The sequence below is a fragment of the Okeania sp. SIO2F5 genome (genome assembly GCF_010692685.1).
GTDB classification, from domain to species: Bacteria; Cyanobacteriota; Cyanobacteriia; order Cyanobacteriales; family Microcoleaceae; genus Okeania; species Okeania hirsuta.
Genome location: NZ_JAAHGU010000007.1, coordinates 230418 through 240836, shown reverse-complemented (window position 1 = coordinate 240836; position 10419 = coordinate 230418). Strand labels below are relative to the sequence as shown.

General features: G+C 39.2%; 12 protein-coding genes. All 12 read right to left on the bottom strand.

Annotated elements, in window-relative coordinates:
* Positions 1-333 precede the first annotated feature (333 nt).
* The 12 genes from F6K27_RS05260 to F6K27_RS05205 all read right to left on the bottom strand — a co-directional run bounded on the left by F6K27_RS05260 (position 334) and on the right by F6K27_RS05205 (position 10415).
* Positions 334-495, bottom strand: a complete 162-nt coding sequence (locus F6K27_RS05260; RefSeq protein WP_287273435.1) for a hypothetical protein — start codon at positions 493-495, stop codon at positions 334-336.
* 77 nt (positions 496-572) lie between these two features.
* Entirely contained in the window at positions 573-905 is a 333-nt protein-coding gene (locus F6K27_RS05255; protein ID WP_287284063.1) for a hypothetical protein, read from the bottom strand.
* Between the two features lie 30 nt (positions 906-935).
* Positions 936-1235 carry a transposase gene (locus tag F6K27_RS05250; protein WP_287273439.1) on the bottom strand — a complete coding sequence of 100 codons (300 nt, stop codon included), beginning with the start codon at positions 1233-1235 and terminating at the stop codon, positions 936-938.
* 231 nt (positions 1236-1466) lie between these two features.
* Positions 1467-2012, bottom strand: a complete 546-nt coding sequence (fldA, locus tag F6K27_RS05245; RefSeq protein ID WP_287273440.1) for a flavodoxin FldA — start codon at positions 2010-2012, stop codon at positions 1467-1469.
* 629 nt (positions 2013-2641) lie between these two features.
* The gene (locus F6K27_RS05240; RefSeq protein ID WP_287273442.1) at positions 2642-2959 is read right to left on the bottom strand and encodes a 2Fe-2S iron-sulfur cluster-binding protein; all 318 of its coding nucleotides are present in this window, start codon (positions 2957-2959) and stop codon (positions 2642-2644) included.
* 120 nt (positions 2960-3079) lie between these two features.
* On the bottom strand, positions 3080-3430 hold the full coding sequence (locus tag F6K27_RS05235) for an iron-sulfur cluster assembly accessory protein (protein WP_287273444.1): 351 nt from the start codon (positions 3428-3430) through the stop codon (positions 3080-3082).
* A 301-nt stretch (positions 3431-3731) separates the two neighbouring features.
* Positions 3732-4514: a HesA/MoeB/ThiF family protein gene (locus F6K27_RS05230; RefSeq protein WP_287273446.1), complete on the bottom strand. Its 783-nt coding sequence runs from the start codon at positions 4512-4514 to the stop codon at positions 3732-3734.
* 9 nt (positions 4515-4523) lie between these two features.
* A complete protein-coding gene (gene nifW / locus F6K27_RS05225; protein ID WP_287273448.1) occupies positions 4524-4835 on the bottom strand; it encodes a nitrogenase-stabilizing/protective protein NifW in 312 nt (103 codons plus the stop codon).
* A 207-nt stretch (positions 4836-5042) separates the two neighbouring features.
* Entirely contained in the window at positions 5043-5513 is a 471-nt protein-coding gene (locus F6K27_RS05220) for a NifX-associated nitrogen fixation protein (protein WP_287273450.1), read from the bottom strand.
* Positions 5514-5552: 39 nt separating this feature from the next.
* Positions 5553-5969 carry a nitrogen fixation protein NifX gene (nifX, locus tag F6K27_RS05215; protein WP_287273452.1) on the bottom strand — a complete coding sequence of 139 codons (417 nt, stop codon included), beginning with the start codon at positions 5967-5969 and terminating at the stop codon, positions 5553-5555.
* Positions 5970-6140: 171 nt separating this feature from the next.
* Positions 6141-8948, bottom strand: a complete 2808-nt coding sequence (locus F6K27_RS05210; RefSeq protein ID WP_287273454.1) for a bifunctional nitrogenase iron-molybdenum cofactor biosynthesis protein NifEN — start codon at positions 8946-8948, stop codon at positions 6141-6143.
* Between the two features lie 822 nt (positions 8949-9770).
* On the bottom strand, positions 9771-10415 hold the full coding sequence (locus tag F6K27_RS05205; protein ID WP_287273455.1) for a type I restriction endonuclease subunit R: 645 nt from the start codon (positions 10413-10415) through the stop codon (positions 9771-9773).
* Positions 10416-10419 lie beyond the last annotated feature (4 nt).

Sequence of the window (10419 nt, the reverse complement as noted above, 5' to 3'; positions counted from 1 at the left end):
ATCCAAATCCAATTGAAATAGGCGATACGGCGCTCCGCCACGCTCCGCGAACGCTAATCTCACTATTATTAATGTCTGCTCCCAAACCTTAGCAAATTTATTCTGGGGTGCGATGCCATCGGCCATTCTGTTGTCTGACAATTCCATTCGTTCGCTCTATAGCAATGAGCGCTGGTATCTTTACAAATCGCAGGAGGGGCTAAATAGCTAAAAGTCTTATATTATCGGCAATTTACTCCCCCTGTTGCCAGATGAGCTGTTGCCAGATGAGCTGTTGCCTGCGCACAGCGCTATAATTGCTGTGTCTGGTCTTTTCCGATCATATGCTTAATTTCAGGAGGCACCGGCTCGTTCATATCCTCCCCAATCATCGGTATGCCATTGTCTACAGTTAGTTTTACCTTCTGTATTAACTATCAGTTCTTCAATAAATTCGTCAGTATGCTTACCAACTCTCCCTGTGAGAATCAATCCACTTGAGGATCCTTGAGTCATCCCGATCCAACAATCACCTGCTCTGAGTTCATTCAACTAGCAGTGATGCCTGTTTTTTTGGACATTCATACCAAAATTCATCTCCACTGATTTGTGAGGTTTCGATATGCCCGTACATGAGGATTATGAATCATTTGTCCTTTTTGAGAGGCAGCTCTCACCAAGCTCACTACTGTATTATAGGATAGATTTACTGTACGGCTAATTCCTCTTAAACTACTACCCTCAACATCAGCTTGCAGAACTATACGCATTTTTTCTGGTTCAATTTGCCGACGATACTGTAGGGTATGGAAAGTAGAGCGTGTTTGCCCAGCATTCCGCAGGAAAAGTTTGTAGACATTCGGGACAATAGTACCGTTGGCAACATTAACTGTTTTTTCCGTGCTTGTGGACTTTGTGATCACCACAGAGAGGACATTCCATCATCGTTTCAACTATTAAGGGACAATGTTCATATTACCATTCCCACACTTTACTGATGCACTACCAACCAGTTCTTCTTTTTCTGACCGTTGTAAGGTTTTTTGACGATGACCTTCGATTATATCACCGTATTCAAATCGTTCCGATTTCCAAAAATCATAAGTGGCTTTAGTGTCCGTCCAATTTTCACTTGCTTGAGGAATAGTCACACAAGGTTGGGCTAATGCCTGTTCAACAATCTTGATCAGTCGTCGATTTAATCTTTGATCTGGTAATCCTGTGTCTTCCAATTCTTCTTCTGCCCAAGACTGCATTGACAATTATTCCTCTTAATTTAGTTTTGCGGTTATGATTCAATTATCATAAGCGATTCAGAAGATAATGGTAAGGCATAGTTCTCTAGATATAGAAGGAGAAGGTTAGTTAAACAATTCTAAAGACTTGCCCACCATCATTATCCATATCATTAATATGGGGACGGTGGGCAAAATTATTGATTAAGGATGATAATCCACTGATCAGGATAATTCCTTAAGATAACATAATCACAGGCCAAACTCAGGTTTTATCTGAGCTACCCAAGTTTTAATGCGCTCTTCCGTTAAATCTGATTGGTTATCTTCATCGAGGGCTAACCCGACAAAGACTCTTGGCTTTTGTGGCTTTCCTTCAGGAGTTTTCAGAAAAGCTTTAGACCTCATTAATCCTTCGTAACTATCATCTTTTGGCCAGTTACCAACGGTTGTTCCTCCTTTGCCACTGATTTTCTCTTCGAGCATGCCCATAGCATCCTGAAAGTTATCACAATAGCCAATTTGATCTCCTGTACCAAAATAAGCAACTTTTTTGCCAGTGAAATCAATACCGTCTAGATCATCATATATGGCAGCCCAGTCGTCTTGTAATTCTCCAGTGTTCCAGGTTGAACTGCCGATAATCAGGCAATCATATTCAGCAAGATCTGCTGGCTCGCAGTCAGAAATCTCCTTGAGTTCAACAACGTCATCACCACCGAATTCTGCGTGAATCGCTTCGGCTGCCTCTCCAGTTTTGCCTGTGGTTGTCCCATAAAATAAACCGATCTTACTCATGTTTCTTCCGTGTCTTTATTGCTAATAATTTCATTAGTTGCCTGATCTTAATCTAGAATAATTTTCAATAAGTGTCAAGACCTTATGTTGTGTTTTCGCAACAAGAACACTAATATATATAAGGTTACTTTAGGGTGCCTTATCACTACTGGAGCCATAAAAAAAGCATTAGCCACTTATGCTATCGTAGGATGGAGATTACTATGGTTGTTATACGAGGGCAGAAATAATCCCGATATGAGTAGTGAATTAGTATTCAGTCAAGATGAGTAGCAATCGTTATATTGCTATATACATAAAAAAAGTGTTCCGCCCAATGTAGCTCCACCGATAAAAACGGTAATTATTTGGATTGCAAAGCTGGGAGGATTTTTGGACAGAAAACAAAGACGGAGAACCAGGAATAAAATGTTTATGGAAAGGATTAAGACGTTTGTTTGACATTGCCCAGAGTTGGAAGTTGGCGAAATCATCTTCAGACGAGGATTTCAAGACTTAACGGTAAGGCATAGGATATTATAGTGGCAACTGATTAACATTACTAAGAAAATGCAACCAAAGATTTTATAAGCCAAAAATTTAATAGGGACGTCCCATGGAACGTCCCTAATAATTATTTACAAGTTGTGTTAGACTAAATAAGCTTCTTGGTGAGTTTTGATAACGCAATCAGACATTGGTTTAGCTACACACAAGAGTGACCACCCTTTTTCTACCTGCTCGTCGTCTAAGAAGTTTTGGTCTTCTTGATCGAGTTCTCCTTCAACTACTCTTGCAGCACAACTAGAACAAGAACCTGCACGACAAGAAAAAGGGAATTCTAGGTCTGGATGAGCGTCTTCTACTGCATCAAGAATATATGTATCCTCATCAACTTCGATGGTGATATCAATTTCGGGGGGTTGCTTTTTCTTACCTTTGATTAGTTGTACTTTGTAAGTAGCCATTGTTTAATGAGATACTTCTTTTTTTAGTTGTTATTAATCTCGTAAACTGTGTTAACAAGTCATCAGCTATTAGCCACAGTCTTTATGCTGAATGCTGAATGCTGAGTGCTGAAAGCTATATTAACTGCAAGGTACTCCTGTTGGAGTGCAACCACCTGCTTGAAAGGACTTTCCGCAACTACAAGTTTCTGTGGCGTTAGGGTTAATAAACTTTAAGCCGCTTTCTGTTAAACCTTCGATGTAGTCAACTATAACTCCTTCTAATAAAGGAGCACTTTTAGGATCGATAAATATTTGTAAGTTATCCTTTTCCAGTAGCAAGTCATCTTCTTTGGGAGCTTTAGCAATATTTAAGGAATACTCATAGCCACTACAACCACCATCCACAACAGAGATGCGGATGCCTTGATTTGAGTCTTTCAGGAACTTGGTAAGTTGAGAAGCGGCTTTTTCTGTTAAACTTATAGTCATAATTTTGAAGAAAAATAATTTAGACTTACCGATGACATAATTACCCAGATAGGCGACGACATCCGCCTGTTGTCTGGTTTAAGCAATTGGCACTTAGGAAATTATAGGAACGGGGCGATCGCTCTTTACAGCACTGTGTGAGACTAAATTAGTAGAAATATTGCACCCTGATTTTTGAAATTTCAGTTTCAGTTTCAGCGCGAAAGCATATCGTATAAATATAACCTTTCCTATAAATTTCCTATTTATAGGCTAAACCAAAGATTTAACTAGAAACTGTTCGCTGTGATAACTTCTGTGGTTAAATTTTTACCACTTCCTCCTCCGCTTTTAATTCTCTGCTGAGGGAGCCACAAACTGGACAGTCTGGGTCGTGGTAAGGGCGAAGTTTAGAGAATTCCATGGCATCCAAATCCATTGTCAGCAGTTGTGACCACAGGGGTTTACTAAATCCTGTAATCTGTTTGATTGCTTCTGAAGCTGCTAGACAAGCTAGGGTTCCAGAAACTACACCCAAGACTCCAAACCCACGTCGGTCCCATTCTGGTTTTTCTGGGAATAGACAAGACAAACAAGGAGTTTTACCAGGAACTATGGTAGTTAAATAAGCTTCCATGCTATTCATAGCAGCTTCCACCATTGGTTTGCGCCAACGTACACAGGCAGCATTAAGTAAATTCCGTTCGTCAAAGTTGTGGGCGCAGTCGAGAGCAATATCTGCCGACTGTACTAATGTGTCTGCATTTTCAGCAGTGACATATTCAGGTACAGCTTCGATTTCAACATCTGGGTTAATGGCAGATAGAGTTTCTTTAGCTTTGTCTACTCGCAGCTTACCCACCCAATCATCTGTCATCAAGATTTGACGATTCATGTCATCAAGTCGTAGTTCCCCACCTCGGACTAAAATCAGCTTCCCGACACCTGCTACTGCTAAATACAGTGCTACTGTGCCACCCAACCCACCAACTCCATTGACCACTGCTGTAGCTGATTTGAGTCGTTGTTGTGCTTCCTCACCAAAACCTGGAAGCATCATTTGGCGACTATAACGTTCTAATTCTTTGGGTGTCAGATCGAACACTTTTACTCCTTACTCAGCAGTAATTTCTGTTAATTTAACTACATCTTTATGTTCTTGTTGGAATAATGGAAATACCTTTTGTTCTTGAGCGCTAGATGTCAAGAAAGTTTGATAAGCTGACTCTAATGCTTTTTTATATTCTGTCAATTTTTCAGCTTCTGCCAGTTCTGCTTTTTCATCAACTTCTGCAATTGCTACAGAAAACATTTTTAATATATGGAGGCGATTTACGTTGACTGCTGTTTGATCGTAAGGAATGTCAAAAAAGCTGAGGAAGTCTTCTGCATCTACGAGCTTTTGGAAATCTGTTAATGTTTTCATTATGATGAACCCCTTATTTATTGAATTGAGTAGTAGCTATTTGTTCTTTATTATTCTAGACAATAATCGCAATAATTGTTGAAAATTTTGATTTTTTTTAGATTCTTGCCAGCAAAAAAAATTTCCATAGGTTTTTAGATAGAGGCAGTTAGATATTCATGGAATATTCATCTAACTTACCTCTCAAACTCAGGAAAAGTTTACTGTTTAGAGTTTACAAACTTCCTTATATTTTTTGACTAACTCAATGCCAGCTTTAGCCATTTTTTCTCCTTCATCTTCTAATTTTTCCAGAGAAGTAAACCCAAAACGTTGAGCATCCCGTAAAGTTCTAGAAACTACTAAAAGACGACCACAAAATACAAGTGCCCAACCAAATCCTTCATGGTTGATACTAATAACTACTTGCATAATTTGATTAGTTTCTAATTCAATGCAAGTTGCTATTGCATTGTAGAATAACTTAATCCGAGCTAAAGTCATTGGATCGACTTCATTTTCAGTGGAAATTTGGCGTTTTTCTTGCTTACTAACAATATAAGGCTTGATAATTAATTCAGAAGACCAAGACTTATATACTCCATAAGAATCTTGAGCTTGAACTGCTCTAATTAATTCCTTAATAAAAGGAGCGGAATAAATGTCAGTTGTTGTTGTTGTTTCTGTTTGAACAGTCATAATTTTACACTTCTTCAAGTAAAGCTTCTAAGTTAGAGATTAGATATCGAGTAAAGCTTCTAAGTCAGCTACAGAGTCTTTTCGTAAAGCTTTCCTTAACCAAGGGGGAGGATTGCCTTTTAATGTTTCTACCAATCTATCAAGAACTTCAATAATTGTTTGTTCTTCTGAAGTTGACTTCATGGGAGTCACTTTTTTATTGATTAAGCGACCTGCTGCGGGACCGCCAATTTCTAGGACATAAACGATCGTGCAGTCGAGTAAAGCTGCAACTTTGGCATGAAGTTTATCTAGTTTCTCTTGTTTGGGAGCCTCTTGACTAAGATTACCTCCAAAAAACATGGGTGCTAGAACTTCATATCCTTTGTCATCAACTTCATATAATGCCATTTGTTTGGCAGAGCCAAAATGACCGTCTATATGAATAAAATCAGTTGTTGCAAATGCAACTTTCATTGTTATTTTTCCTCCTTGTTGTATGTACCAAAAACTAATAGCAAACTGCCATTAGTTCTTGATAACAAGCTTGTTTTGAAGCGGTATAGATGTTTGTAGTTGGGCTTTAGCCTTAAATCTTGATATTTCCTGCCAAAGTCCTACTACAAGCCCAAACTTAGTTTCTTGTTTCTAACGTAGCGACAATAATGAATAATCATTAGTGTGAATTTTCGATTCCTCTTGCTCTAGGAAAATATTACCAATTTCAAATAATAAATTCATTGTACCACGATAACCGACATAACAACGTTGCCCGTTACCGAGGCGATCGTGAATTGGCATTCCCATCCGATAGAGAGCAATACCTAACTTCTCAGATATTAGCTTACCATGAGAATTGGTAATTAGTAAATCTGAACCTGTTGCTACTTCCTCGAAGTCTCCCAAGTCCCCAACTATCACATTTTCTGCGGGCAACTTTTCTAGTAATGGCGATCGCGTCGTTGTGACAGCAGCTTGAATATATGCCCCCATTTCCCGCAAAAACCAACTGGTTGCCCAAAGTAAATCTGGTTCCAGGGCAATAGACACTTGCTTATGCCCAAAATAGAAGTGAGTATCCAACATCGCATCCTGTAACTGACGGCGTTGGCGTTGGTATTTTTGAGGCACTTCACAATCTTTATCTAAGTGGGGGTCAGTACGAGACACAACTAGCTGAGACAACTTTAACATGAAACTGTCTACAGCACCTAAACCTGTTAACCTAGGAAACACTTGATATTGAGTGCCAAATTTTTCTTGCAGAATTATCGCTGCATTCCGCAGACTTTCCCCAATAACAAAGGTGAACGCGGACTGGCATAAATTACGCAATTCCTCTATTGTTGTACCACCCGAACTCGTCGCACTATAAATATCATCAATTAAATGTCCGTCCAAAGATTGAGATATATCCGGTACAACTATGGGAATTAAACCAAAACCTTCCACAATATCTTTAACTTCCTGCACGTCTCCAGGAGCAAGACTAGAAGCTGCTAAAATTGTAATGAAAGGTTTTTTAGTTTCCCTAGGAATAGGTTCGCCATAATCATAAGCTACTATAGATTCTACCGTAGCAGCAAAACCGTCCTGAGCAGAACCCTTATAATCTGGAGTAGAAACATTTAATATGGGGAACCCATCTAACTCTGGATGCTCTTCCCTAAATTTCTTCAGAATGCGCTCCACGTCATCGCCTCTGGTCTCAGTTAAACCAGTGGTCAACAAACCAATAACTTCCGGGTTAGACTTCTCAATTTGAGTCAGTAGCGCTTTATCAACGTTATCTTCCCCTCCCAAAATAGTTGTCACTTCACTCATTGCAGTGGTAGACAGGGGAACAGCTTCCTGGAAGTGATTTACCAATAATACCTTAGCAAAAGCAGTACAACCTTGAGTTCCGTGGAACAGTGGCATCATGCCGTTAATTCCTAAGTACGCTAAGGAAGCACCCAGAGGTTGACTTAGTTTCAGAGGGTTTGTGGATAATGGGTTTTTATGAATGTTGACTGTTGCGGGTGGAATATTAGTCAGACTTGGTAAAGTTTCAACTGCTAAAACATCATCTAACTGACATTCCTCTAACCAAGGTGCAGGTTGTCTGACTTGTTCCCAAACAGGACTATGGAGAGCTTCATCTAATTCTTTTGCCATTTCGATCATCCCATGATATCCGGCGTAGGGATGATGGCGTTCTTGGTTAATGTGTAAAAACGGAATTCTGGCTTTCAGGGCGGTATATTGGTTACGGCCTCCTGCGATGAGCATATCAGCTTTGGTGTCAGCAATAACTTTCAGCAGAATTTCGGCATTACCCTTTTCTAGCAAAATGCCATCTTTACCAAGCAACTTTTTGATTTTAGCTTTATCTTCTTCCGTACTTTTCTTGGTGCTAGTAGCAACCACATCCATACCTAAATCTTTAGCTGCGGAAATAATAGACCAACTTTTCACCCCACCAGTGTAGAGTACAACTCTCTTACCTTTGAGACGTTGGCGATAGGGTTCCAATATTTCTTGGAGAATTGCTGTTTCTTCAGCAATGAGTTTTTCTGTCCGCTCTTGCAAGTCAGCATCGCCAATTTTTGCTGCTATATTTCTGAGACAGTTATTAATATCAGCAACCCCATAAAATGACTCTTCAATATAAGGAATGCCGTATTCCTCTTCCATTCTCCGTGCCATGTTGATCATAGCTTTAGAGCAGATCATAACGTTGAGTTTGGCACGGTGGGCATAACAAATTTCTTTGTAGGTAGCATCTCCAGTAATTTTTGACAATACCCGAATGCCAAGTTTTTCAAACAGGGGTAACATTGCCCACATTTCACCCGCGATATTGTATTCGCCGATGAGATTAATATCGTAGGGCGTAGTAAATTCTGGTTCTGCGGTACCTACTACATGATCTACTAATGCTTCTGCACTAACCCGGTTACCTAGATTTTTACTACCTATGAAACCAGGAGAGTTAACTGGAATGACTGGAAGCTCTAATTTTTTGGTAGCGATTTTACAAACTGTTTCCAGGTCATCTCCAATTAAGGAAGTCACGCAGGTAGCGTAGACAAATATTGCTGGAGGTTGATAACGTTTTTTTAGTTCAGCGATCGCCTTCACTAATTTTTTCTCACCGCCCATGATAATGTCATTTTCACCCATGTCGGTTGTGAAACCCATTTTGTAGAGGTGGGAGTTAGAGGAAAGACTACCACGAGTTCCCCAGGAGTTACCAGAACAACCTAAAGGTCCATGAACTAAATGAGCTGCATCTGTAATAGGTACAAGGGCGATACTCGCTCCATCAAAAGCGCAACCTCCCTGAGCTGCTCCTGGTGTTGCTTGTTGTTGACAGCCTTTTTGTTTTTTATCTCCGTTATTTTTTTTATGGTTGTGTTCGCAACCTGGCTCATTTAATAGTTCGGCAACTTTGCCTGGGGTCATCATAGCCATATTATTAATTCTCTTTATTAACTACTATGGGGCGGGTATAGAGTATTTAATATTATGATTACAAATTTTTATTATTAGTTTTGTATAGAAATTATCATTTTGTAGGTTGGGTTGAGGAACGAAACCCAACAGAGCGAGAATGACAAATTTTTATTATTAGTCCGGTAGGGTGTGTTAGCGTTTGCGTAGCATTCCGCAGGAAAGCGTAACGCACCGAAATATTTGTTGGGATGGCGGTGGGTTACACTTCATTAACGCACCCTACAAGATGGCTGCTTAAGAATCAGGACTTACGCAAAAGCACTATTTATAGAGGAAAGTAACTGTTGGACAATAGTTTTGAGCGCTATATATAGCGTATCTGCGTAAGTCCTAAGAATAACAAATTTTTATTATTGATCCCACATTCCGCACGTCAATTTGTAGCATTTAAAGTAGTATATAAATCCGTAGCTTGGTAGGTATTTATACTATGCAAATCATCTCAATTACTTTTTTCGTCGATCAAATTCCGAGTAAAAAATTTACGCATAAATACTTGCTTGATCGTGTACTTGATCGCGAAAGCTATGATTTTCTTCTAAAATTCTGTCTCCTGTCTCCTGACTCCTGACTCCTGATTCGATACTACATTTTGTGGTGCGGAATGTGGGATTGATGATTTTTTATAGTGAGTATATAAAGATAATGTTCGTAAGTGTCGAGCTTGTTGTTTGGTTGCGCTGGCGCTTAACCAAACCTACTAATCTTAAAGAATGACAAATTTTTGTTTTTATTTTGTATAAAAATTGGAGCTGATCGCTCTTAAATTTATATCACTCATTATCCAATATTTGCACTCATAATTTTGGCAATTTGCTTGAGAATACTTAAAACATCATATAACTGATTCCTGCGGGGTAGCAGCAGATAAAAAACATTAGACAAATCATATTGGGGAACACCTTCCGTCAACATTTTAACAAACATAAACTCATCCCCGCTACTAATCATGCCATAGACAGGACGTTCGGGATTGGGATTTGCCATCATATAAGTCATTAGTTGAGGTAAAGCTACTGAAAAAGCAATAGTAGATTTAGACTCAATCAGGAGAACCCAAAGTTGTTGTGCAATAACTAAAGTATCAATTCGACCCCGTAAAATTTCATCCTTGTCTTCTACTTCTACTTCAACACTTGCTTCAGTGGTGAGATAGAAAGGTTCATCATATAAACCTGCCAAAGCAAGTAAAGGTCCAATTAGTAATTGATTAATCACACCTTCTGTGAGAGAACTTCGTTTTCTATGACGTAAAAATCGTCCTTGAATTTGGTCTAGCTTCTCCTTTTCTTCAGCAGTGAGCTTCGGTAAGTCTTGTTGCCATTCCGGAAAGAAGAGGTCATTATCTGTGGGAGATAACTTAAACTTTTGCTCAAGGTCTGCTAGAGTAGTAATAGTTTTGGAAATAGGAGAAGTTTGAACCATAATC